Origin of the sequence: Enterococcus sp. DIV0421, assembly GCF_051713745.1 — a bacterium.
In the GTDB taxonomy this organism is placed as follows: domain Bacteria; phylum Bacillota; class Bacilli; order Lactobacillales; family Enterococcaceae; genus Enterococcus_D; species Enterococcus_D casseliflavus.
On record NZ_JBIOQM010000001.1, the window covers coordinates 52,183 to 76,747 of the forward strand.

The following is a 24,565-nucleotide window of genomic DNA, read 5'->3' on the forward strand; positions in this document are numbered from 1 at the left end:
TGATGCTCATTCTGTCCCAGAATCGATTTTACACTTCCATCTAATTTGATTGACAAAGAACAAAAACCAATCATTGTGCTTGGTCGGCAATTCTTCGCTGGGTTTCTTCCCAAAGTTTTTGCGCTTGCTGCCGCTCATCAAGGATCTCCGTCGGCACTGCCTGCCGATCGACAAAGTAGCGCCCGCTAATGCCAGCCACCTCGGGGCTTAGTGCCAAATATATCGCTGTATCAGACCCTTCCTCAGGTGTTTTGAAAAAAGGCGTGAGCATTTTGTAAACAGATTGACCAAATCCTGTCTGTCGGCTGACCCCTAAGCTCGTCGCCACAGCTCCTGGATGCAATGCATTGGCAGTAACGGTCGTATTGCGCAGTTGAAACGCAAGCGCATCTGTAAATAAAATCAGGGCTTTTTTTGAGCGGCCATATTCCCGCCAAGGCAAAAAATTCGCCACATCGAAAAAGCGCTGATCCTTTTTCTTTACAAATTTGTAAGCACCAGAAGCAACATTAACGATCCTACCAGCATCCGCACGTTTTATTAACGGCAATAACTGACGGGTCAGTTCAAAATGCCCCACGTAGTTTACGCCCAGCATTTGTTCAAATCCATCGGCTGTTCGCTCTTTTTTTAAATTGACGATGCCCGCATTATTGATCAGTACATCCAATTTCTCAAAGCGGGCATTGATTTCAGCGGCTGACTTGCGTACGCTAGCCAACGACCCCAAATCACCGATCACTAGATCGATGCTTGGATTGCCTGTCTCTTCCTTCAAACGTTGCTGTGCTGCCTGACCTCGTTCGGCAGAACGGCAATACAAAATCACATGCATCCCCAATTCTGCCAATTGTTTGGCTGTTGCAAAGCCCATGCCAGCGTTGGCACCCGTAACTAAAATCGTCTTCAATTTGCCACCTTCCCCTTCTAAGAATACCGTTTTCTTTCATCATAACTGAAAACAAAAAAATCTGCTCAAAAAACAGATCAAGAGAAGCTCTCTTCTTGTTTCTTGAAGCAGATTGTTTCATTTTATGCTTGGTAACGGCAAACACCATCTAAATAAGTGGCTGCTAAATTCATTTCTTGATCCAAAACAATGAAGTCGGCTGGACGACCTTGTTTGATCATACCGCAAGCGTGGTCGATCTTGCAGCTGATCGCTGGGATCAAGCTGGCCATCATGACCGCTTCTTGAGGAGTAGCAATTCCCCACTCTACAACATTTTTCACGGCTTCTTTTAGTTTCAAGATGCTGCCAGCAAGATTGCCTGATTCCATTCGAGCCGTGCCATCTTTTACCACTACTGGAAATTCACCTAAAATGTAATCACCGTCTGGCATACCGCCAGCCATCATACAGTCGGTGATCAAGGCCACATGGTCGTGACCAGCTTTTTCCATCAAAATCTCAGCTGCTTGAGGATGCACATGGTGGCCATCACAAATCAACTCAGAAAAAACTTCTTTTAATGAAAGTAAAGCACCGACCATTCCAGGTTCACGATGGTTTAATCCGCGCATTCCATTGAAGGCATGAACAAAAACACTGGCACCAGCTTCTACTGCTGTTTGCGCTTCTTGTAACGTTCCGTTACTATGCCCTAGCGCAACCACTACACCTTCTTCCGTCACTTGCGAAACAAACTCACTCACACCTTCGCGCTCAGGAGCCAAGGCGATTTTCTTGATAATTCCACCAGAAGCTTCTTGCCATTCATGGAAGGTATCAATATCAGGATCACCAAAATAGATCGGATTTTGTGCCCCTTTATGTTCTTCAGTAAAGAACGGACCTTCAAAGTAGATGCCTTGGATTTTTGCTCCTGTAACTTCGTCTTTGACTTTCCCAACGGTTTCAGCAACATCCCGCAACCGTTCTTTGCTGGATGTTAAGGTTGTTGGTAAGAACGATGTCACACCACAAGACAAAAGACCTTCTGACATGGCTTTGATGCCTTCTGCATCGTTATCCATCACATCATGGTTCATAAACCCGTGGATATGAGTATCCACAAGACCCGGTGCTACCCATTTGCCTGAATAATCTTCTACGTCTGCACCAGCAGGGACTTCATCGACGATCGCGCCGAATTTTCCCTCCTTGACCTCCAAGTAACCAGGGCCATGAACCGCTGATTTCAGAAAGAATTTGTCTGCGTAAATATATTTATTCATCTTGATCGCTCCTCTATTTCTTTTCTTCCTTAAAAGTACTCTTATTTGCAGCAGAAGTCAAGAAAGGTCTACACCACTTTGTCAGATTGGCGAATATCCATGACGGCACGATACAGTTGAAAACTTTTTTCAGCTGCTTTTTCTTCTTTTAGTCTTTGAAGCAATTGTCCTTTTAGTTCAAACAATTCTTCTAGAAAATACAAGCTATTTTTCTCTCTCGCTAGAGCAATGCCTTCGTTTGTTACTTTTAGCGCGCGACAGTCTTCTTGTTGCTCCTTTAAAAAGACCGCATAGTTGTAATAAATTTTGGTCAGCGCTGTGGACAGTCGCTCCGGCGGCAAGGCATGCATGGCATCGTAGGCTTTTTCTAAATAAAAACGCGCCTCACCCAGTTGCAGCAAATCACTATAGACACGACCCATGCAGCTCAAGATACGAATTTCCATCACCGAAACGTTGGTCTTATCCTGTTGATAGGAATAGGCCAATCCTTTTTTCAGCGCCTCAAGGGCGGCATCATAGTTTTGATCGAGGAAATAATCACAGCTACCTAGATAGTAGTAATACATTTGCATATCTGAATCCAGATACAGATAATCCTTGATCGCCTTGTCTTCCATTTTTTCCCGCATTTCTTGAAATTGTTTATGGACAAAATGTGATTCGATTTCGGCAAAGATTTGATTGGTTTTGTTGATCTCTTCCGAATGAAGCATCATTACTTGATCTAAGGTGACGCCTAAGCGTTGGCAAATTTGATACATCACCCAGACATTGGGCAGCTCTTCGTTGTTTTCGATACGACTTAACACACTTTGCGAACAAATATCTTCCGCTAACATCTTCTGGGTCATCTTTCGTTTCAACCGAATTGAACGGATATTTTGACCAAAAGATTCATCTCTTTTTTTCATAATCGTCCTCCAGGGGGAATTCTAAAAAAATCGAACGTTTCTTGTCAAAAATGCGAATTCGCATTTTTAATTTTCTTTATTTTAGCACATAATGACAAAAAGGAAAGCAATTTCAAGAATGTCTTGTTATTTTTCCACAATTTCAAATGAGGTGTTAAGATGACGATCGACAGTACGATCTTTTTTACATGGGAAGGCAAAAAATACCAAGGGATCATCGAACGGGAATATGAAAATTCGGTCCTCGTTCAAGTGACCGATCCTAGTGCTGAAATGCTGGATAAGTTTACCAATCGGATGATTGTCAGCAAAAAAATTTGTCAACCAGTTACCGAATAAAAACATAAGCACCGCTCCCTCACGATCGCTGAAGGAGCGGTGCTTTTTCATGTACTTACTTCTGGCGATACGCTGCCAAGAATTCTGTCATTTTTTCAGCAGTCGTTTTTAAATCTTCCATATTAGGAAGGTAGACGATACGGAAATGATCGGGCTGTTGCCAATTGAACCCACCGCCGTGCACCAACAAGATATGGTGTTCATGTAAAAAGTCGAGAACAAATTGTTCATCATTGGTAATGTTAAAGCGCTGAATATCAATTTTAGGAAAAATATAAAAGGCTGCTTTCGGTTTCACTGCTGACAATCCAGGAATATCATTGATCGCCTTGTAGATAAACTCTCTTTGTTCATAGATTCGACCACCTGGCAGCAGCAGCTCATCGGAGCTTTGATAGCCGCCTAATGCAGTCTGGACGATTTGTTGCGATAAAACATTGGAACACAGCCGCATCGATGACAACATATTCAAGCCTTCGATATAGTCTTTGACATTGGACTTATCCCCGCTGAGAACCATCCAGCCAACTCGGAAGCCTGCCACTCGGTGAGACTTAGACAAACCGCCTAGCGTCACAACGAAGCGATCTGGTGCTAGTGTAGCAATCGGTACATGGACATAATCATCCATGACTAAACGGTCATAGATCTCATCGGAGAAAATGATCAAGTCATGCTCACGAGCAACCTCGACGATTTGTTGCAAAACATCTTTCGGATAAACGGCGCCGGTTGGATTATTTGGATTAATAATGACGATGGCCTTCGTCTTGCTGGTTACTTTGGCTTTGATATCCTCAATATCAGGATTCCAATCTGCTTGTTCATCACAAATATAATGGACGGGTTTTCCGCCAGCTAATGAGATCGAAGCAGTCCACAAGGGATAGTCTGGCATCGGCACGAGCACTTCGTCCCCATTGTTACATAACCCTTGCATACACATCGTGATCAGCTCGGAAACACCATTACCTGTGTAAATATCATTGATGGTCACATCAGGAAATTTTTGTAATTGATAATATTGCTCGATCGCTTTACGGGCCGAGAAAATCCCTTTTGAATCAGAATAGCCTTCCGACTCTCGCACATTCATAATCAAATCTCTAACGATTTCATTTGGGGCTTCAAAGCCAAAGGGCGCGGGATTCCCAGTATTTAATTTTAAGATACTGATGCCTTCTTCTTGCATCCGATCAGCTTCTTCTAAAACAGGGCCGCGTACATCATAACTGACCCCTTCAAGTTTTGACGACTTTGAAAATTTCTTCATATTCCATTTCTCCTTTAACCATAGGTCAACGTCAGGTTATTGGTTCTCGTCGTTGATCTCTTTTCAGATTGAACCTATTATAGCAAAAAAATTTTAACTGTGGCGAAAATTTTTCACCTCTGGATCGAGAGCGCTTGCCCTGCGTTCATCCACTGAATTTGGTTCATTCAGGAATTTTCAGGAAAATACTTCAAGTACAATTCATTTAACGCCAAATGCCCCACCGAAAAATCAGTGATTCCTGCTGCGATAAAACGTTGCGGCAGCTGCGGATCGCTGATTTCTACTAGATAGATTCGCCCTTGCAGATCGATAGTCACTGTCGTTAACTCTGGAAAAGCCACCAGGAAATCCGCCGAGTCCGTCTTTACATACAACGGTTCATTGACCAACGACTTGCGACCAAGGTATTCGTGAATGATCTTACCGTCTTTTAAAAACAAGACCCGATCCGCGTAAGAATCTAAATTCGTCAGAATATGCGAAGCGATCACGATCGCTTTCTTTTGCTCCCGCAAGGCTTTCAACACGTTAGAGATCAATTCGACATTTGTCGGATCTAAGCCATTCATCACCTCATCCATCAGCATGTAAGGCGTATCTGTCACGATCTGCATCGCAAAACACAGACGTTGCCGCATCCCCAGCGAATAGGTTCCCACTGGGCGTTTGATATAATCGCTCATTCGCAAACGAGCAATCGTTTCTTCCACCAAGCGTTCCTCCGAACGCCACATACGCTGATACAGTTTCAGATGCTCGAGTCCGCTTAAATCATTGTACAAATCATTTTGGTCAGGAAAAAATGAAATTTGTTGATGCGCTGCCACTTCTGATTTTTTGGTCACATATACTTGACTGCCGTTTAAAAATACTGCGCCTTCATTCGGCTGGATGAAATTCATCGCCACATTCAGTAGCGTGGATTTCCCAGTGCCGTTAGGGGCGACTAACCCGACGATCTCCCCGGGAGAAAAAGCAACGGAAAGTTGATCCAATACTTTTCTCGTATACGTGACAGTCACATTTTTCAGTTCTAACATATCGTTCCTCCTATGCCAAATGAAATTTTTTGCGTTGGATCGTCAAAAAGAAACACAATTCGATCAGAAGCCAAACCCCGCCTAATAAAAGTAAGCCTTTTTCCATCGTAAATCCTGCAGAACCAAAGTAAAAGCGTGTCCAGCCTGAAAGGACTTGTCCCACATTTTGATACAGATAGACATACAGCGTTTTATCAAGGTAGGCACTAAACCAGCGCCGTTGGAAAAGAAAGGGCGAAAGCAAACAAAAACCAGCCACAAGCAGATTAATCAATTCTGAGCGAAACAGGGCACTGAACAGCAAGATGCCGCGACAATAAAGAAACTGCAAAAAAAGCGTTGCAAGAAAACATTGACTTAAAAAAAGACCGATGGCTTGTGTTTCAAAAGCATTGAAATCTGTGATCGGGTAGCGGGCATCAAAGGACGATGATAAAATCGTGACTGGCAGTTCCAAGGAGCCAAAGCCGAATTGAATACCAGAGCCAAACCAGATAAAGAACATGGTTCCTAACGTTGCGATTGCAGAACCAACCATCAACGCTGCCGTTTTGCTCCAAAGGATCTCTTCTGTCGATAATGGCAGTGAAAGAAACAGAGATTTATGTCTTCGTTCTTTTGGTAAACAATCGATCGCCAAAAATAAAGAAACAGCAATTAATAGAATCGGTAAATATTCAGTAAAGCTTCGCTGTAATGCTTGCACCCCCGTTTTTTGCTCCATGACTGCTTGAGAGAGTTTGCTATTGGGCAGCTGGCTAAAAGCCTCCATCAGTTTTGCGGTTGATGCATAGCCGAAGCGCCCGTCATACCCAGCATAGTAATTTCGAAACGTGTAATAATCAGGGGTATAAAATATATTTCGTTCATCGGTAAATTGCAAAGCGAGATGGTACCAAGTACTTGTGCTTTGTGCGTATGCTTGCCAGTCTTTCTCGGCTAGCGCGTCGAGCCGTTGTTTTTCTGCCTCATTCCATGGGGTAAACATTTCGACTGCCATGAATGCCGACCAATGGTCAGAGGGATTGGCTGCTTGTTGATCAAGAAAATCTTGCCGCACGGTATAGCGTTGTTGCATTTCTGTTTTATCTACTCGTTCAATCGGGCGAAAGTCTCTTTGCCAAAAACTGTAAACGCCGCTGTAGATCAGCAGCAAGCAAAAAAGGCCAATAGTTTTCTTGCTTTTTAACAGCTGGCGTAATTCAAAGAAAAAATAGTCTTTCATACTTTACCTCCTCTCAACAAGCGATTCTGTTTATCCGCAACAAGCATGATGCTTAAACAAAGGAAGATCCACACTAGCGTCAGCAGCCAACTGGCATAGACGCCCCAAGAAGTGCCAGAGCCCAAAGCAAAGGCACCCGAATAAAATTTATCCATAGCAGCTAGATGAACTGGTAATATAGGGATCTTTTGCAGCATCGGAATCAAGCCGAATCCATAAAAAAGCACCAGTAAAAAGAAAGAGACGTATCGATTGGCTGCGACCATGTTCATGACAAAACCTAAGCATTCGATCAAACCAATCAGCAAGGCAAAAGAAACCATACTATATAAAACACTCTGCCAAAAAGGTAAGGCTACCCAATCCCCACTGAGATAGACGGCTACTGGATACTGCCAATCCCCGAACTCCCCCAGAAGGCTCATTGAAAGAAAGACGCCTAAGAAAAACACGAGCAAGATTCCTAAATTGGTGATCGTTTTGACAAAAACCTTACTGACCATCCGAATCGGGAAAATCTGTGGGTATGAGCGGATCAAGGAGAAGTGTTCTCTTTCTTCTAATAAATTGTCACTAGCAAAAAAAGCCCAGAAGAAGAACCCAAAATTCAGTAAAAACGTTATTGCCAAAGCGACAGCGGTCTGGGTATTAGCAGCCGTGAGAACCGGATCTTTTTCTTGCTCGGCTAAGGCTTGATAGACCGTCTGCTCTTGTTCGATCGACCACATCGGCGGTAAAAAGGCTTTGTCATCAACTGAAGACGCCCAAACCTGCTTTTTTAGCTCCGCCATTTGAATACTCGTTTGATTAAATCGTTCATATTCCTCCATAATCAAGTTGGACAGCTGCCGTGAGGTCAGAGTATTGTTATCAAGTAATAGCTGATATACCTCTTGCTCATCCGGTGAACCAGATTGATTGGCTTGGTAGCGATCAACAAGCCGTGAAGCCTCCGTTTTTTCTGCGGTAATGGTAGCAGGCAAGTTGACAGGTTCCATCAGTTTCAAATAAATGGAAAAACAGCAGCCTAAACTAAAGGCTCCAATGAGTAGGAAGATGAATGTTTTCTGCTTAACAGCTTTTGCCAGTTGGTTTTTAAAATAGTTCATTTGCTCTCCTCTCAAAAAAATAATTATTCATTCTTTTAGCATACCTTTTATGGGAAAAAATGCAATCTAAAGTCTGAAAATTCTTTCAAATAGCATGAGGAAAAGTTATTGACAAACCTGCTGAAAATCAGGTAAGATATTTTCTAGACGCGGCGTGACAGTACTATCTTAGCCTGCGTTTCCTTCTATAGTATTTGCGGAAATGACGGAATGGCAGACGTGCAAGATTGAGGGTCTTGTGAGCAATCGCTCGTGTGGGTTCAAATCCCATTTTCCGCATCCTTACAGCTTCCCCATTGTGGGAAGCTGTTTTTTGTTTGCACAAAAGATCCCTCCTGGCGATCCTTCAATGAATTCCCTCGATCGCTTTGATCTTGAGTACCTACTCCTCAAAAGTTGATAGTAACCTTCCTTTCCCTAAATATAAAAAATTCAATAAAAATCCTTTTATCATTGCATCTAGTGATATTTTTCATATAAAATGAATAATATAACGACTATTCATAAAATTTAGTTCGATGTTCCGTTTTTTCTTATTAGCGTATCAGAAACAATTGCTTGAATGAACTTGTGATGGAAATCTTTTCAACATTTTTTCCATTCACCTGCCCTCCTCCTTCCCCCAGATGAACCAACCTCTGCCGACCGTTTTCTCAGTTACTTTCGATAGAAAGAAGGAGTCTAATGAAAAAAAGAATACTGATCACCCTATTGTCATTCGTTATTTTGCTTATCGGCTGCACGAAGGCAGATGAAGAACTGTCAGAGACCGTTGCGCTTGGCATCGACGCACGACTGGAATATACAAACCAGTCCGGAACGGGTTGGGCCTATTATCAACCAGCGACCTTAGAATTGCTGATTGCCGGCAGCCAAGCCGAACTGGCTATTTTGGAAGAACTTGATTCTTCCGACGAAGACCTTCAGCAATTGATCAGCCACACGATTGATTTGATGGCAACCGCTGAACGAGCGTTAGTGGAGCGTCGGATCGATGTCCCTGCTTGGTTTGCCGCTCGCATTGGTCGCAGCCAAGCCCTTGCTGCAATCCATGAAAAAAGTCCGATCATCCTCAGTAATCAAGACAACCTCGACAGTCTACTAGAGGTAGCAAACGAAACGATTCCTGAAGCCGATCCGCGGGAAAAGCTGGGGCTTTTGGCAGACGATATCGAGCAGCTTCAGCAGCTCACAGAAGATGCGCTTACTCTTCATCGCACAATCGAACTTGACGATGGACTCACTGCCACCGTTTACCACACAAGCGAAACGAATGTTGACGTCTTCGTTTTTGCGATGCCCGATGAGGAGTACGCATCTGGGTTTACTGTTCTTAATCGGGAAACTGCCGACGAGCAAAAAGCTGCTTTCTATGAAACGATTTTACGAGCGCTCGCCGTAAATATTCCTCGTGAATCGTTGATGTTTATGAATCGATTCGATCAATCTTCTGATGAACATCAGCTGGCGGTGATGACCTATGGCTTTGATCATGACATTGATCAAGACATGGTCACTACCGTGTATCAACAGCTTCAAGAAGCAAACGCCAAACAAGAAGCAGCTTCGGCTTTGCAGCAAGAGCAAAACAAGGACGAACAAACTCAGACCGAGAATAAAGGATCTTCAGAACAAAGACGAGCAATCGCTCGTGCCGAATCCTTTACGAACCTCATGGCTTTCTCACGTGCACGATTGATACAACAATTAGAATTTGAAGGGTTTACCCATAATGATGCACAATGGGCAGTTGATCAGCTCACGATTGATTGGAACGAGCAGGCGTTGAAGAAAGCAAATAGTTACCATTCCTTGATGAGTCTTCCTCCTGACAACATTCGCCGGTTATTGACTTTTGAAGACTTTTCAGAAGAACAAATCGACTACGCGATGACAAACATAGGTAACTAAAAGCTAGCGAAGAAAAGGGCATCACGATGCCCATATGCTGTTGTAGTGACCCCAAAAAGTTAGGTTTTTTGGTCTAACTTTGGGGGTCAGTTGATGTCCCTTATATTGTGGCTATGTTTATACCCAAGAAAGTGCTCTGATGCGTTCATTCGTACAAATTGGCGAGGTTTACTAGAGTCTCACGAGGAGGAGAAAAATGAAAAAACAAGTTTTGTTGCCTTTATTACTAATACTGTCCCTGATTTCAGGATGTGGGACGATAAATTCAGCAAGCCCTGAGGAACTTTCTGAACGCATCGGTGCAGCTTTAGATGCTGGTTGGGAACATACCTATCATGCAGAAAATCTTACTTATGATTTAAGTATTGAAAATCTCGAACTGATGATTCGAGGCAAAGAAGCAGAAATGGCCTTTCTAGACCAGGTCAATAGCAACTCAAAACACAAGGCGGCATTCATTGAAAACACGGAAACAATGATCGCACTCGCTCAAGAAGCGATCGAAGCTCGCTATCTGGATATGCCCAGTTGGGTTGCCGCTCGCAATGGCCGTATCGAAGCCTTACTTGCCATCCATGAAGAGAGCCCGATCATCGTCAGTAGACGAGCAAAATTGCAAGAATTATTCAACGAATACGAAGAGGATTTAGCACTAGTGACCGCTGGAGCAAACAATCCACTTGCCGATGAAGAAGAAATCAATGAAGATACACGAGAAAAGCTTGGTTTGACACCTGATACACTTGAACACTTACACCAACAAAGCGATGACCAAGAAATCGAGTGGCAGAGTGCGATTGATTTGGCGAACGGTGTGACCATGAATGTCTTTTCAACAAAATATGAGCCAGTGGGGATTCTCACATTTACGAATGCTGGTGAGACCTACCCTTCCGCAATCACTTTGTTTAATGGACAAACGACGGAAATCGTTCCCGAGATAATGACTCCTTACGAAGCCGTTTCCGCTTATTTTTACGAAATTGCCGATGCTGTTTATGAAACGATTCCATACGGTTATCGATTTCTGGTTGAATCACTATGGCTTGAACTGGAAAACGACAATCGTTTTCAGTTCAGAACCTACGTGCTTGATAACGAAGTGACCGAGGAAACGATTTTAGCAGGGTTTCATCTCGCCCCGACTGTAGCAGCACGCTATGAGCGCGAAAACAATGCGACAGAACGAGAACTTGAAGCCTTTTTCCTCGTTAGAGCGCAAGGAAATCGTCGCTTTTATTCAAAACAAGAGATGGCAGAACTGTTAGAAACAGAAGGTTTTACTGCGGAGGAAACACAATGGGCACTAGAAACCCTAGATGTAGATTGGTATCGCCATGCTTTAGGACGCGCCAATCAATCCCGTCGGGTGTTAGGGATCCGTCAAAGAAATATGGCTGCTCATCTTGAAGGGAACGGCTTCTCTCCTGATGAGATCGAATTTGCGATTGAAAACATGGAAAATTAATATGTAGGGGACGAGACCCCATTTCCCATTTTGTCTTAGCTTAAACAAAAAACCGACCAATCTTCCTGTTTAAGATTGGCCGGTTTCTTTATTTTTTGGTTTTGATTGGTACCATGGCTTTGCGCCGATGCTGCTTCATTATTGCTTGAAGACCATAGACACCAACTCCGATAATTCCTGCAAAAGCCGAAAAAGCAATAAAAATCACAGGAGACGCCCCACTTTCTATTAATTGTTTCCCTTGGACAAAGAAAAATAAGCCCATGCTGATCAATAATGCTAGAAATAGTGATTGTCCCGCCCCGTTTTTTTTCATGCTTGCTCTCCTTTTACTTGATTATAGGTTATTCTCTCATTTCATGAATGAAAAAACCTCCATCTTAAGGCTGATTCTTTCTTTCGATGATCAGATTGATCCCATTCGGATCAGTCAAATGCAAGCGGCTGTCTGTTTCTAACTCATACGAAACGCCACTTGCCTTTAGATGACTTCGTAACGTAGAAAAAGCCAAAGCTGGCAATACGATCGTAAAGTACGCTAAGCCTAGATCCTGTTCTTCCATAGCTGGAACATTTCTTCCCATCCAAATATTCGATCCGATATGGTGATGATACGCACCAGCAGCAAAAAACTTTGCTTGGCTACCAAAATCTGAAGTCAAACGCATGCCTAAAACTTCTGTGTAGAATTCTTCTGTTTTTGCCAAGTCCGCCACTTTCAAATGGACATGCCCCACCGTGGTGCCAGCTGGAAAGGTCGTTTGAGATCGGTCAGCGGCTCCCAGCACGCCTTGCGCGTCCATTTCGATAGTAACGCCTACGATCTCACCATCTGCTCGAATATCCCATTCACTCATCGGTTTGTCACGATACACCTCGATCCCGTTTCCTTCTGGGTCGGTCAGGTATAACGCTTCACTATATCCATGATCGCTGGCACCATCCAGGGGAGCTTTGGTTTCCAAATAATGAATCAGCATATTTCCTAGGTCTTTACGGCTAGGCAAAAGAAACGCCGTATGGAAAAGGCCTGTTTTCCGTGTCAAAGGCAACGGATCACTCACCTTCTCTAGAACTAAAAGCGCTTGCGCTCCCACGCCTAATCGCGCGTGATCTACACTTTGCTCCAATAAAGTCAGGCCGATCACGTCCGAATAAAACTGGCTCATTTTTTCTATGTTTGCTACTTTTAAAACGACTTTGCCAATTGCGGCTGTTGCATCGATTTGATAGGTTGATTGAATCATTGTCATCGCTATTTCCTCTTTTCTAAACAGTTAAATTCACTTGTACCTTTAAGTATAACACTAACTTTTAGTAAGTAAATAAATCTGCTTGTTGAGGAAAAGATTCCGTGATCTCCCGTGATTCCTAGAAACAAAGCATTTCCGCATCAGTCACAATCAAAGACATCTGCCTCACTTTTTCAATGCTTCAATCAGTGAAATGGCTGGCTGCATCGCTTCTTCGGTCGTCCCTTCTAACACCACATAACAATATGGCTTGTATTCAGCGGTGATGGCCAATAGTTGTTGATAATCAATCATTCCTTCTCCCAATGGGACTACCTTGATTTTCCCATCGATTACTTGATAATCTTTCAAGTGCAAGCAAACGATGGCATCGCCAAAGCGAGAAAAAGCTTCCCTTGTCAAAGCGACTTGCTCTTGATAGTTCTTCGCAGTAATCAGATTGGTTGGATCAAAGATGATCCCTAAATAGTCAGAGGGTACCCGTTCCAGCAATTCTTCGATTCGGTCGATCGATGATAGTGGATGATTCAAGCCCGCTTCAATTCCTAGCATCACTTGATGTCTCTTAGCCACTTGGACCAAACGCTTGATCACCTGAACCAAATCATCGAAAACGACGTCACTAAAATTTTCCTCGGTATACCCCATATTTGGCAAAACCGAACCAGTTTCACTTGCGACCATAGCTGCATCAAAATATTTGGCATGTGCGAGATAGGTCTCGAATCTGGATAAAATCGCTTCCCGTTTTTCCAGATCAGGATGGATCAGATTACAATAACAACTTAATAAAGCGACCTGAACGTGAGATTGACCAAAAACTCGTTTGAAAAAGCGGCCTAAACCAGGGCTTAATTGCTCTGGCTCTGCCCATTGTGGGAAGGATTTATTTAATGCAAATTGAATGTTATGAATGTTTTGGGCGGCAATTTTTTGCGCTAATTCTTCTGGGGACCCATAATTCTTTAAATCATGCCCCCGAACAGTTAGTTGAAACATAGCTTCTCCTTTCTTCACTGCTTTTGAAGCAAAAAGAAGACCAAGCAGCGAATCACTTCAACTGGTCTTGGTCTTCAAATCTTTCAGCAGTAGCGGCTCCTCACTTCATCCATTTCTTCTCAATAGATGATCAGAACCTTTTGTGACCTTTATTGTTGTGAACGATAGTCTTCCGTGAACTCGTCAATGATTTGCTGTCCACCATTTCTTAAGAAGGTTTCGATCGCTGTATCAAACCCATCGATCTCGATTTCCCCAGTCATATATTGGTAGTAAGCGTCTGAGATTCCTTCAATCAAGCTTGACCATGAACGATCATAGGTTTCAGAGGTCAGCGATTGTGCAGGATTGATCACCGCAAACTCTTCATTTTCGCGAATCTTTTCATTGGCTAAGTTGACATATGGGTTGCTTGAAGGGAAAACTGTTACTAATTCTGATGGACGAGACGAAGAAAATGGTTGTACTTCTTGTTGCCACTTCGTATCATCTAAACGGACATAGACACCCTCATCATCAATTTCATAATGAACCCCTTCGATCCCTTGCGTCATCAACGTAAACGGCTCTTCGTCCATCAAATCATTGATAAATTTCAAAACAACACGTAAGTCTTCTTCGGTTTCAACATTGTTTTTCGGAATGGCTAACCAGCCGCCCATTCCACCATTGGTATCAGAAAGGATACGACGTTCCACATTTTCATGGACGATATCATTGATCAAGACCCATTCCATATGCTCTTCATCAGTACCAGCTGCATCATCAATGTAGTTACGTACTTCTTGCAAACCACTCAATACGATCCCACCACGACCTTGAACGATATAGTTCTTCTGATCATTTTTCGCCATTACCGCAAAATCAGAATTCATCCAGCCGTTATCATAGATATTACGGAACCATTCCATTGCTTCTTTGTATTCTGGTTGCATAAAGGATGGTATCACCTCATCATCATCCGTGATCGTAAACCAATTGTCTGCACCAAAGTAACCTGAAAGTGAACGGAACCCAACGTTAAAGGATTCATCACGCTCTACGAAACCAACCGTATCATCCGCACCGTTTCCATCTGGATCATCTTCCGTAAAGGCTTGGGCGACAGCTGCTAATTCTTCTAATGTCGACGGCACGTCCAAGCCTAAATTATCCAACCAATCTTTTCTGACAAGGACGCCATAACGCGCGATCGGTTTTAAAAACGGAACGCCGTAGATTCGACCATCAATTCGAGAAGACTCTAACCGATCTTCGGAAATTTCTGCCAAATTCGGGAACTCTTCTAAATAGGGTTCCACATCCCAGAACATTCCAGATGCGAGTGAGCTGCGGACGGTTGTGTTATTGATTTCTGTCAGACTAACGATATCTGCTAAAGAATTCGACGCCAATGCTGCATTCAAGCGTTCTGTTTTTGAAGCATCTGGCACCCACGTAAAGTCGATCTCGACCCCTGTGTATTCTTCTAGCTTTTGCGTGACATCTCCAGATGGTGGGGAAGCAGTATGTAGCATCGCCATCCAAGAAATACTTGATTTCCCTTCGCTTTCTGGTCCTTCAGGTGAACCTCCACCATCGCCGCAGCCTGCTAAAAACAGTCCAGCACATAATAATAAACTTGCAACTTTCAACTTTTTCATTTGTTAACCTTCTTTCTCTATTTTTAGGGAGCCATCATCGAGCGGATCTTTCCCTTGATACGTAAAATATTCAAAATCGGCATAGCTTTTGGCAAAGTGATCTAGATCATGGGCACTGATTCCAATGAAATTCCCCGTAAAACCACCAGACAAAAACTGGATGTTTTGCTTTTTAAAGGGATGCCACGTTTGTGATTGCCGATAGAACCATTGGGCTTCTAGATAAGAACCGACTACTTTCAATCCGATCGGCTCACTTGCAGCAGCGAGGGGCAATTTATCTGGGAACAAGTGAAATTCTCCTTCACAACACCGCAGCAACCGAAGGACCTTGTCTTCTTTTTCATCATAGGTTACGTAGAAAAACAAATAGTTTTCTTCATTTAAGAAAAGCGACAATCCAGCCATCTGATTGAACGATTGGGGGTGGTATTCCATCACTGTTTCAGCTTCAAAACAAAAGTCTTGTTGACGAATCGCCAATAAGTGCTTATGAAAGTTCGATTGCATCGATTCTCCGTCGATCAATCGCAAATACCCTGGTCGCTCACTCAGATTGCACCACTCTTCATTGGGCAGCAATCGTCTACCGTTCCATGCTTTTTGCAACGATCCTTTAAAGTCATCAATAAAAACAGCAGGTGATGCCCTTTGCTTCTGAGCGTCGCTAGCGAGCCTGATGGTTTGATCTGGGATCGTATCGTTATTGCTAAGACGCAGCCATCCTTCGTGATCCCAATAGACAGTTTGGAGTGCTGTCTCTCGTCCAAGGATCGCTGCCCCTTCTACTGGCCGAGTCATCAAATAGCTCATGACCCATTCTCCTGATGGCGCAATCGTCAAACTGCCATGACCTGTACATTGAAAAGGGGAATCTTCGCGCTGATAGGCACGCATCATGGGAAAATGCGGATCTACTTCATAAGGTCCAGTGATGGTTTTACTACGACAAACTGTTACCGCATGACCTGCACCCGTTCCTCCTTCTGCCGTCAGTAAGTAATAACACTCATTGTGGTAATAAAGATGCGGTGCTTCAGTCTTCGCCAGCTGGGTTCCAGAAAAAATTGGCACTCTGTCACCGATCAAGCACCCTTGTGCTTCAGAGTATTCTTGGAGCACGATCCCCACCGATTTATTTGGTGTATCCTTACGATAATCCCAAAGCGCATTCAATAACCAGATACGCCCCTCTTGATCATGAAACAAGGACGGATCAAAGCCACTACCATTTAAGTAAATGGGCTCACTCCATGGTCCATGAATCGTAGGAGCCGTGATGAGATAGTTTCGACAGTCTTTGAAGGGGCGTGTCGTGTTGCGAACATTTGTATAGACACAATAGTATTGTCCGTTTGCGTAACTGATTTGCGGTGCCCAAATGCTGCAATTTGCTGCGTTGCCTAATAAATCCACTTGATTGGTCAGAATATCTGTTTCATGGGACCAATTAACTAGATCTTGAGAACAGTAGACCCGAATTCCTGGCAACCACTCAAAGGAAGAAACCGCTAAATAATAAGTATCCTCGACTTTTAAAATACTCGGATCAGGATGAAACCCTCTTAAAATCGGATTATTGATTATTGCCTTCATGCAACCCCTCCTTGTTTGCTGACTGCGTCCGTTGTTTTTTTCTTGTGTCCGTCATCGCGATGGAGAAAACAAAAACCCGCCGCTAAAAAGAAACAAAAGGCAATCGGAAAAGCGATCATTTGACTACCAATCAATGTCACGACACCAGTCAAAAAATAAGTAGCACAAGATTGCTTTCGATAATTACGATAGCGAACAAGCATCGTCGCCACTGAAACCAATATCAGGAGTGTCAACAGCGTGAAGCCAAACCAAGCACCGAGTGTTTGAAATTGCGCCAATGCTGCTTCTGCCGTCATTTGATTCAGTATAGTGGGAAACGCACGTTGAAAGATCTCTTCGAACTGCTGGACAGTCATTTGATTGATCGCCAAGGAAAAGCCGCCCATCAACACCAGAGCGAGAACCATCCCGATCCAGCCAGACCATTTTGCCTTGCTCATTTTTCTATCACTCCTTTAAGAGTCACCCATTCAGGACGTTGGGGACTTCTTTGGTAACAACACATTCGCTCCGTGAATGTGACCGTTTGGTGGCTTGCTGTTTTTCCCCAATCAGACCATCCGCAAGGGGCGAGCTGTTGATCAAAGCAGCAGGATAAAAAGGTGACTTTGGCGTCATTACGCCAAGGGCGGCCTAAATAATAGGCTTTGTCCCCTGTCACCCGACACCGATCGAAGGTTAACCCGCTTGCTTGTTTGTTGGTTGAGGCAGCAGTAATGTAGTTCGTTTGTGGTGTATTTTTACAATGCAAGCGACACTCTTCAAAGGTGGCGGAACCACCGCCAAAAATAAAATCGACTGTTCCACTGATCCTGCAATGCAAAAACAAACTCTGTTGTTGGTCAAAGATTGTTTTTCGCCAAGGACTGATCATTGGTTCGCCCTCTTTGGTATATTTTGGCAATGGTCCCAGGCACAAGGTATCTTGAAAAGCATCGAGATGACAGCGTTCGAAGCGAATGTCATCCCCTTCGATATAGACGGCAACTGCTTGCCCGACTGCTTGCCCATACCCTGCGTCATTGATGATGGTCAGGTTTTTTACAAAGACTTCTCGGCTATTGATAAAGAGCGTCGCTGTTTGAAACGTTCCTCTTTTTTGCCCATTTTCATCGGTTTGCTCGGCAGCCAAGTGGTAGCATAAGAACGTGTTAGGTTCCGCGATCAACGTAAGCTGGTTTTTATAGATTTTCACCTGTTCTTGATACACGCCAGAGGCGATCGTGATCTCACAAGGTGCTTTTAAGGCTTCAGCAGCCAGCACGGCTGCTTGGATACTCGTAAAATCACCCTTTTGCGGCTCTTTACTAACCTTTAGCTTGATAGGAGGTGCTGTTTTAGAAATTCGATCCACTGCGCTCTCATCTCCTTGGTTTCTTCATGACCGCCTGGCAAGCAACACGCCTGCCAATGCTCCTTGTAGCCTATTGCTTCATAATGCTGTCCGAGCTGCTGATCCAAACGAGCGACGCCGCTTGAGGGGCAGCCACGATCTTCTTTGCCAACCAAACTTAAACGCGGGCGTGGTGCGATCTGTTTTTGGATCGCCACAGTCGTAAAGTCTTTCAACACATTAGGAACATAATAGTAAAACCCATGTTTGCTGAGACGGTCCTCTTCGATCAATGCTTGATAGTCCACTTGTGCTGCCATGTCCACCACCACTGATATCCGTTCATCTAGTGCTGCCAACCACCAGCTCATCAAGCCGCCCATAGAAAGTCCCAATGTGGCGATAGCGGAATGTCTCACTTCTTTGCGGGAAGCAAGATAGGTCAAAAACTGTTGATTGTCATAGATTCGTTGTCCCCATAATGTTTTGCCTTGCAACAGAAACCGCTTGTAGCTATCATTCTCACCGTTTTTTCGTTCGCCAAAGCCCCACATGTCGATCACCCCAACGGCGACGCCCAACTTCATAAATGTCGTGAATAGGCTTTCTTTTTGCATATAACACGGACTTTGTCGCAGTTCTTCTTTCCCCCTCGTGAAGTCGCCGCCATGAGAATGATTGAACAAAACGAGTGGAACAGGTTGCTGAGAGCTAGGATAAGCAAAGTATGCAGGGACATCCTCTTCTTGATTTAATCGTAGAAGTAAATGTTCCAAGGTATAATTTTGCACTTGCTCTTTTGTTTGCTGAACCACTTGTGGTGCAACTTTCATATCAGGACCTAGCAGCTGTAGTAACTGAGGATCCCTCACAAAAAATCTCCTTGAAATGCCAGAGGCTGACGATTCTCAAATGATTGTGTGACGGTGATTTCCCGACTATTCTCGATATGGAACGCTTCAGTTACGCCTTCCAAATTGATACGATCAAACTGAATATTCCGTCCACAGCCAATATAAAAGCCTTGTTTTGTCATCTCTTCGATACCTGTCATCATTGCAGGCTTTCCTGGAATTGGGTGTTCAGCCATAGAGACAGCAATATCTTGGAAAGTGATATCTGAAATAAATTGTTCAGCCAAGCCATAAACAAACCCAGCGGCCGCATGAACATTCCGAGCCGAGATATTTGCAAAATGGATTCTCCGAAAATGAGGGGTTTCCTCGGTGATCGGGTACGGATTTTTATCCCAAACATACTTTTCTTTGCCTTTCGGTCCACAGAAATAGTAAAGATTTAAAGTGAATGGACAGATAACATTATCCATCACAATGTTATTCACTCGAATATCTTCGATCGTTCCGCCACGTCCCCGACGGGATTTCAACCGAATCCCACGATCGGTATCTTGAAAAATACAGTTACTGATGGTGACATTACGAATATCGCCGCTCATCTCACTACCTAGAACGACTGCCCCATGCCCATGAAGCATATGGCAATTTACGATCGTGATATTCTCACAAGCGACCCGTTCTTTGGTGTCCTCCGTTCCTGATTTGATGGCGATACAATCATCACCAACATCGATATGACAGTTACTGATGCGGACATTTTTACAAGATTCAGGATCGATCCCATCCGTATTTGGCGAATCCGCTGGATTTTTGATGCGAAGATTATCGATCGTTAGATCTTGGCAAAGAATCGGATTGACGGTCCAACTTGGTGAATCGACAAGACGGATATCTTTCAACGTAATTTGCTGGCAAGAGTCAAAACTGATTAATTTTGGTCGTGGATAAGCAAGCTGTTCACGGTTTTCCCGAAAGGTGTTCCACCATCTTTGCCCTTGTCCATCAAGCATTCCTAGTCCTGTGACAGCGATATTTTCCGCATTCTCCGCATATAAACAAGAGGCATAAACTTCCCGTTTGACCCCTTCCCAGCGAGACACAACGACGGGATAGTCTTTGGGATCATCAGAAAATACTAGGGTCGCCCCCAATAGTAGGTGCAGTTCAATATTACTTTTTAAAAAGAGCGCTCCTGTCGGATAGCGTCCTGCGGAAAAAGTGATTCTGCCTCCTCCTTGTTGATGCAATTCATCAATTTTTTCTTGAATCGCTTCTGTCAACAGACCTTCTTTTTCTTGTAAATCAGCTGTAGTCAATTGGATATTCATTTCTTGCTTCCTTCCTCCATTAGTGGTTGCAGCAGTAAACTCGCTTGTAAAAAGGCACCGTATCCTTTGAAATCATTTGTGATAACGGGTTCACTGATATAGTAAACAAACGTACCATCCCGATCATCTGGGCCACCAAGACCAGCAACTTCACAGTTTCTGATCAGATTCAACCAGCCTTCTTTTGTTAAAAAGACAAACTCATCAAGCAATCCTTGATAGGTCTCTTGGGCAAACACTTGCCATTTTTGATCGATGATCCCTGCTTTGACTGCTTTCGCTGTTGCGTAACAAATCATTGAAGAAGCGGATGCTTCTAAATAATTCCCACGCTCACTGCCTTTATCTAAGACTTGATACCACACTTTTTTTTGGGGATCTCTTACTTTAGCAAGAGCTTCTAGACAGGAGACAAACATTTTTTCTAATGGATTCTTCTGCTCTGATTCCTCTAATAGCACCATCGTATCTGCGAGAGCCATCATGAACCATCCCATTGATCGTCCCCAGAAATTTTTTGAACAACCGGTCTCAGGATCTGCCCACGGCTGGACTTTTTGTTCATCCCACGCGTGATACAAAAGACCCGTTTTTGGATCTAGGGTATGAGTAAAGCATAAGGTGAATTGCTTGATTACATCTTCCAATGCTTCTTCTTTCTCAAATGTCAGTGCGTATTCTGTTAGAAATGGGGCCCCCATATATAAGCCATCTAACCACATTTGATAAGGATAGATTTTTTTATGCCAGAATCCGCCTTCGCTTGTTCTTGGCATCTGCTGTAATTGTTGATACAGCGTGTCCAAGGCGATCTTGTATTTTGAAGCACCTGTTTCTTTGTATAGTAAGAATAAACATTTGCCATTATTGATGTAATCGATATTCATCGCATCCATCTGATAGTTTTTGATACAACCGTCTTCGTCAATATAAAAATCCATCGTGTTTTGGATATAGTCGAAATAGCGTTTGTCACCAGTTTGCTCATAGGCTTCTTTCACGCCTTGTAAAACGACCCCGATGTCATAGGACCATTTTCCGTGATAAATTTTTTCTTTGCATAAGTAGTCATAGCGCTCAAATAATGTGTTCAAAGCAATTTCCGAATAGTTCTTCATGTACGATACTTCCTTTTATTGTAGTCTCCTCAATTCATAGAGCTATTTGAATGAATCCGTTTTACTGGCTGTATTTCATGAGGGTTCAGCTTGTCTTGCTATTTTCAGGTGTTCTCTAGTGACCGTTTTGTTTGCGGACCAGTAAAAGTCTTTAAGTCGTTTTCTTTAGATAATGACCTCATCTCCTTTGCTGGCAACGGTTTGCTCCGTAGTCGATGCCGTTTTTGAAACCACCTGATCTGTTTCAATTGGGTGGATATCTTGAAGAATTTTTTTACCAGCAAGCGCAAAAACACCACCAACTAAGCTGCTACCCATCAAAAAGAGGCCAATCAAAAAATAACTGCCCAGGACTAAATAGCCAACGATCAAAATCGTCCAACTTATGATCGAATAATGCAGATAGCCTAAACCTAACAACGCACTCCCCCGCAGGATCTCAAACACGGTCACAAAGTTGGTGGCTGCCATGACGGTATACACGTGCATGAATAAAAAGAGAAACGCAATCAAAAAGAGGACATTCGCTACTTGGATAAACCATGGAAATGGCGCAAATATGTTGGTGATCACGATCGCTGCAATGATCAGAAACAACCAACTGATCAGCACCGATTGTCGGAACCGTTCTTTACTATAGTAGAAAAAACTTTTGATCAAAGGTGGTCGTTCATGAAGACGAAGCCAGCGATCATAATATTTCATCATGGCATACGACGCAGGGCCAATGCCAAAGAGGACCCCTCCCAGGAGAGTCACACTGAGCCAAAGAAAGTGAAGTGCGATCAGCGTCAAAAATGCGAGTAATCCTTCGTTGATTTTCGTGATCTTTTCGATCGTCATGTGATCCCTTCTTTCTTAATAAATCCCGTCTTCGCCAATTTTTTTCGCCAAACGATTCGCAAAGATAACGAGGATCAAGCCAACAAGTCCTTTAAACAGCCCAACAGCTGTCGAGTAACTCAATTGACCATTTTGAATCCCGGCGGTATAGACAAAGGTATCAAAGATTTGGGCAACTTCACGGTTCATTGAATTCATCAACAAGAACATATGCTCAAAGCCCATATCTAAGATCGAACCGATCTTTAAAATCAATAAGGTTACGATCGTTGGACGAATACAAGGCAATGTGATATGCCACATTTTTCGTAGCTTGCCAGCCCCATCCATATCCGCAGCTTCATAAAGCTGTTCATCAACATTGGTAATAGCGGCTAGATAGACGATCGTCCCCCAACCGGCACCTTTCCAAAGATCTTGGAAAATGTACATTGGACGCAACCACGTGCGGCTTGTTAGAAACGGGATACGTTCGCCACCAAGACTTTCGATCATGTTATTGATTACACCACCTTCTGTCGTTAATAAAACATAGAAGATGGAAACAACGATGACCCACGACATAAAATGAGGCAAATAAATGATGGTTTGAATCCCTTTTTTCAAACGGCGATTGTTTACTTCATTTAGCATAAGTGCCAATAATATAGGAAAAGGGAAAGAAATCGTGATATTTAAGAAAAACATGATCAGTGTATTGCGCATCAACATCACGAAGGTATCTTCAGTAAAGAGCCGAATAAAATGAGTGAAGCCAACAAAGGGGCTTCCTAGGATCCCCAAGAATGGTTGGTAGTCTTGAAAAGCGATGACCAAACCGCCCATCGGTATGTAACGGAAAATAAGAAAATATAAAATCCCCGGCAATACCATAATATAGAGGGCACGATTTTTTCTGATTTGCGCCCATTTTTTCTTTTTCAGCCGCAGCCGCTGTTCTTCTTCATTAAGTGGTGAGAAGTAATTATCAACTTTTGTTTCCATACTTGTTCCTCCGAATTTTTTTGATTTGATAGTCCCATGGTAGCGTGAAAAAAAGATAACGTATATAATCATTTTCTCAGCTTTGAAAAGGTATACATTTTTTAAGGTTATTTCTCAATCGATTTGGAAAACCCTTGATTTATCAACGTTTATCACTATTGTGAATTTCTTAACATGTAAAAGTGATTATATACGTTGTCCCCGCCTCATGATACGTTGGAAGTACCTATTTAAGTAAAAAAAGATGGAGGTTTTTTCTATGCAACAAACCCTGAAAAAAACGAACCGCCCGAAAAGTGAACGGGTCGTTCAAGGATTTATTATTGGCTTTCTACTACTCTTCACCTTAACGTGTCTCTTACCTTTTCTAAACATTCTCGGAAGCTCCTTTGCTTCTTCTTCTGAGATCGCGACACGAACATTTATCATTATCCCACGTGAATTTAGCTTAAATGCTTACCGGTATATTCTCTCGACACCCACGATTTTTACGAGTATTGGTGTTTCCCTTTTCGTGACCATCGTCGGAACGGTTCTTTCAATGATCTTGACCTCTTTTATGGCCTATGCTCTTTCGAGAAAATATTTGCATGGACGCGGCATCTTCAACTTTATTGTCGTATTTACCATGTTGTTTAGCGGTGGGATGATCCCAAGTTTTATTTTGGTACAAAGCCTCGGCTTGATCGATTCTCTCTGGGCATTGATCTTACCGAGCGCCATCAGTGCATATAATATGATCATTATGAGAAACTTTTTCCAAGGGATTCCTGATAGTTTAGAAGAATCCGCAAAAATGGATGGTTGCTCTGATTGGGGCGTCTTTTTCCGTATCATCTTACCCCTTTCCTTACCATCGATTGCGACGATCTCTTTGTTCTACGCTGTTAGTTATTGGAATACTTATCAATCAGCGATCTTGTACATCAATGATTCAGCGAAATGGCCGATCCAAGTGCTCCTTCGACAAATCGTGATCGTCTCCAGCGGGATGAACGCTGATGCCGCGAGTGTCGATGTTGTCCCCCCAGCACAATCCGTAAAAATGGCCGTGATCGTCGTTGCGACTCTGCCAATGTTGATCGCCTATCCCTTTGTCCAGAAGTATTTCGTGAAAGGTGCAATGGTTGGTTCCGTCAAAGGGTAAC

At 43.2% G+C, this 24,565-nt stretch carries 23 protein-coding genes and 1 tRNA gene; 5 read left to right on the plus strand and 19 right to left on the minus strand.

The window, feature by feature from the left end; all coding sequences use genetic code 11:
• Positions 1-70: 70 nt before the first annotated feature.
• The 3 genes from IGI96_RS00225 to IGI96_RS00235 all read right to left on the minus strand — a co-directional run bounded on the left by IGI96_RS00225 (position 71) and on the right by IGI96_RS00235 (position 3,092).
• Positions 71-910, minus strand: a complete 840-nt coding sequence (locus tag IGI96_RS00225) for an SDR family oxidoreductase (protein WP_115232458.1) — start codon at positions 908-910, stop codon at positions 71-73.
• A gap of 122 nt (positions 911-1,032) precedes the next feature.
• Entirely contained in the window at positions 1,033-2,178 is a 1,146-nt protein-coding gene (nagA, locus tag IGI96_RS00230) for an N-acetylglucosamine-6-phosphate deacetylase (protein ID WP_115232459.1), read from the minus strand.
• Between the two features lie 68 nt (positions 2,179-2,246).
• The gene (locus tag IGI96_RS00235) at positions 2,247-3,092 is read right to left on the minus strand and encodes a helix-turn-helix domain-containing protein (protein ID WP_015509901.1); all 846 of its coding nucleotides are present in this window, start codon (positions 3,090-3,092) and stop codon (positions 2,247-2,249) included.
• Positions 3,093-3,251: 159 nt separating this feature from the next.
• Between IGI96_RS00235 and IGI96_RS00240 the strand changes: the two genes are divergently transcribed.
• Positions 3,252-3,431 (plus strand): hypothetical protein, encoded by a 180-nt coding sequence (locus tag IGI96_RS00240; RefSeq protein WP_005229977.1) that lies wholly within the window; start codon positions 3,252-3,254, stop codon positions 3,429-3,431.
• Between the two features lie 55 nt (positions 3,432-3,486).
• Here IGI96_RS00240 and IGI96_RS00245 read toward each other — a convergent pair whose 3' ends face one another.
• From IGI96_RS00245 to IGI96_RS00260, 4 genes are all read right to left on the minus strand, one after another.
• Positions 3,487-4,704, minus strand: a complete 1,218-nt coding sequence (locus IGI96_RS00245) for a pyridoxal phosphate-dependent aminotransferase (RefSeq protein ID WP_375838677.1) — start codon at positions 4,702-4,704, stop codon at positions 3,487-3,489.
• A 167-nt stretch (positions 4,705-4,871) separates the two neighbouring features.
• The gene (locus tag IGI96_RS00250) at positions 4,872-5,747 is read right to left on the minus strand and encodes an ABC transporter ATP-binding protein (RefSeq protein ID WP_005229973.1); all 876 of its coding nucleotides are present in this window, start codon (positions 5,745-5,747) and stop codon (positions 4,872-4,874) included.
• A 10-nt stretch (positions 5,748-5,757) separates the two neighbouring features.
• Positions 5,758-6,972 carry an ABC transporter permease subunit gene (locus tag IGI96_RS00255; protein WP_115232460.1) on the minus strand — a complete coding sequence of 405 codons (1,215 nt, stop codon included), beginning with the start codon at positions 6,970-6,972 and terminating at the stop codon, positions 5,758-5,760.
• Positions 6,969-8,081 carry a hypothetical protein gene (locus tag IGI96_RS00260; protein WP_270288048.1) on the minus strand — a complete coding sequence of 371 codons (1,113 nt, stop codon included), beginning with the start codon at positions 8,079-8,081 and terminating at the stop codon, positions 6,969-6,971. The genes IGI96_RS00255 and IGI96_RS00260 overlap by 4 nt, the downstream gene beginning before the upstream one ends.
• 196 nt (positions 8,082-8,277) lie before the next feature.
• Here IGI96_RS00260 and IGI96_RS00265 point away from each other — a divergent pair.
• From IGI96_RS00265 to IGI96_RS00275, 3 genes are all read left to right on the plus strand, one after another.
• Positions 8,278-8,360, plus strand: a tRNA-Leu gene (locus tag IGI96_RS00265).
• Positions 8,361-8,765: 405 nt separating this feature from the next.
• Positions 8,766-9,992 carry an Ltp family lipoprotein gene (locus tag IGI96_RS00270; protein ID WP_016611001.1) on the plus strand — a complete coding sequence of 409 codons (1,227 nt, stop codon included), beginning with the start codon at positions 8,766-8,768 and terminating at the stop codon, positions 9,990-9,992.
• Positions 9,993-10,188: 196 nt separating this feature from the next.
• On the plus strand, positions 10,189-11,460 hold the full coding sequence (locus IGI96_RS00275) for a hypothetical protein (RefSeq protein WP_270288049.1): 1,272 nt from the start codon (positions 10,189-10,191) through the stop codon (positions 11,458-11,460).
• Positions 11,461-11,548: 88 nt separating this feature from the next.
• On the opposite strand, the gene IGI96_RS00280 is transcribed toward IGI96_RS00275, so the two are convergent.
• The 12 genes from IGI96_RS00280 to IGI96_RS00335 form a co-directional block, all read right to left on the minus strand.
• On the minus strand, positions 11,549-11,776 hold the full coding sequence (locus IGI96_RS00280) for a hypothetical protein (protein ID WP_005229963.1): 228 nt from the start codon (positions 11,774-11,776) through the stop codon (positions 11,549-11,551).
• Between the two features lie 64 nt (positions 11,777-11,840).
• Positions 11,841-12,713, minus strand: a complete 873-nt coding sequence (locus tag IGI96_RS00285) for a VOC family protein (protein ID WP_270288050.1) — start codon at positions 12,711-12,713, stop codon at positions 11,841-11,843.
• 165 nt (positions 12,714-12,878) lie between these two features.
• Positions 12,879-13,712: a sugar phosphate isomerase/epimerase family protein gene (locus IGI96_RS00290; protein ID WP_266167139.1), complete on the minus strand. Its 834-nt coding sequence runs from the start codon at positions 13,710-13,712 to the stop codon at positions 12,879-12,881.
• Between the two features lie 149 nt (positions 13,713-13,861).
• Complete coding sequence (locus IGI96_RS00295; protein ID WP_208770033.1) at positions 13,862-15,355, minus strand: extracellular solute-binding protein; 1,494 nt, start codon at positions 15,353-15,355, stop codon at positions 13,862-13,864.
• A gap of 3 nt (positions 15,356-15,358) precedes the next feature.
• The gene (locus IGI96_RS00300; protein WP_438784772.1) at positions 15,359-16,951 is read right to left on the minus strand and encodes a glycoside hydrolase family 43 protein; all 1,593 of its coding nucleotides are present in this window, start codon (positions 16,949-16,951) and stop codon (positions 15,359-15,361) included.
• Positions 16,948-17,394: a hypothetical protein gene (locus IGI96_RS00305; protein ID WP_060792127.1), complete on the minus strand. Its 447-nt coding sequence runs from the start codon at positions 17,392-17,394 to the stop codon at positions 16,948-16,950. The genes IGI96_RS00300 and IGI96_RS00305 overlap by 4 nt, the downstream gene beginning before the upstream one ends.
• The gene (locus IGI96_RS00310; RefSeq protein WP_270288053.1) at positions 17,391-18,308 is read right to left on the minus strand and encodes a pectinesterase family protein; all 918 of its coding nucleotides are present in this window, start codon (positions 18,306-18,308) and stop codon (positions 17,391-17,393) included. The genes IGI96_RS00305 and IGI96_RS00310 overlap by 4 nt, the downstream gene beginning before the upstream one ends.
• Positions 18,269-19,159 carry a dienelactone hydrolase family protein gene (locus tag IGI96_RS00315; RefSeq protein ID WP_438784773.1) on the minus strand — a complete coding sequence of 297 codons (891 nt, stop codon included), beginning with the start codon at positions 19,157-19,159 and terminating at the stop codon, positions 18,269-18,271. Before IGI96_RS00315 ends, IGI96_RS00310 begins: the two co-directional genes overlap by 40 nt.
• Positions 19,156-20,472, minus strand: a complete 1,317-nt coding sequence (locus IGI96_RS00320) for a glycoside hydrolase family 28 protein (protein WP_074932712.1) — start codon at positions 20,470-20,472, stop codon at positions 19,156-19,158. Before IGI96_RS00320 ends, IGI96_RS00315 begins: the two co-directional genes overlap by 4 nt.
• Positions 20,469-21,590: a glycoside hydrolase family 88/105 protein gene (locus IGI96_RS00325; protein WP_270288054.1), complete on the minus strand. Its 1,122-nt coding sequence runs from the start codon at positions 21,588-21,590 to the stop codon at positions 20,469-20,471. The genes IGI96_RS00320 and IGI96_RS00325 overlap by 4 nt, the downstream gene beginning before the upstream one ends.
• A 165-nt stretch (positions 21,591-21,755) precedes the next feature.
• Positions 21,756-22,433 (minus strand): YesL family protein, encoded by a 678-nt coding sequence (locus tag IGI96_RS00330; protein ID WP_005229936.1) that lies wholly within the window; start codon positions 22,431-22,433, stop codon positions 21,756-21,758.
• A 15-nt stretch (positions 22,434-22,448) separates the two neighbouring features.
• A complete protein-coding gene (locus IGI96_RS00335) occupies positions 22,449-23,417 on the minus strand; it encodes an ABC transporter permease (RefSeq protein WP_005229934.1) in 969 nt (322 codons plus the stop codon).
• A gap of 259 nt (positions 23,418-23,676) precedes the next feature.
• On the opposite strand from IGI96_RS00335, the gene IGI96_RS00340 reads away from it, so the two are divergent.
• Complete coding sequence (locus tag IGI96_RS00340; RefSeq protein ID WP_015509917.1) at positions 23,677-24,564, plus strand: carbohydrate ABC transporter permease; 888 nt, start codon at positions 23,677-23,679, stop codon at positions 24,562-24,564.
• Position 24,565 lies beyond the last annotated feature (1 nt).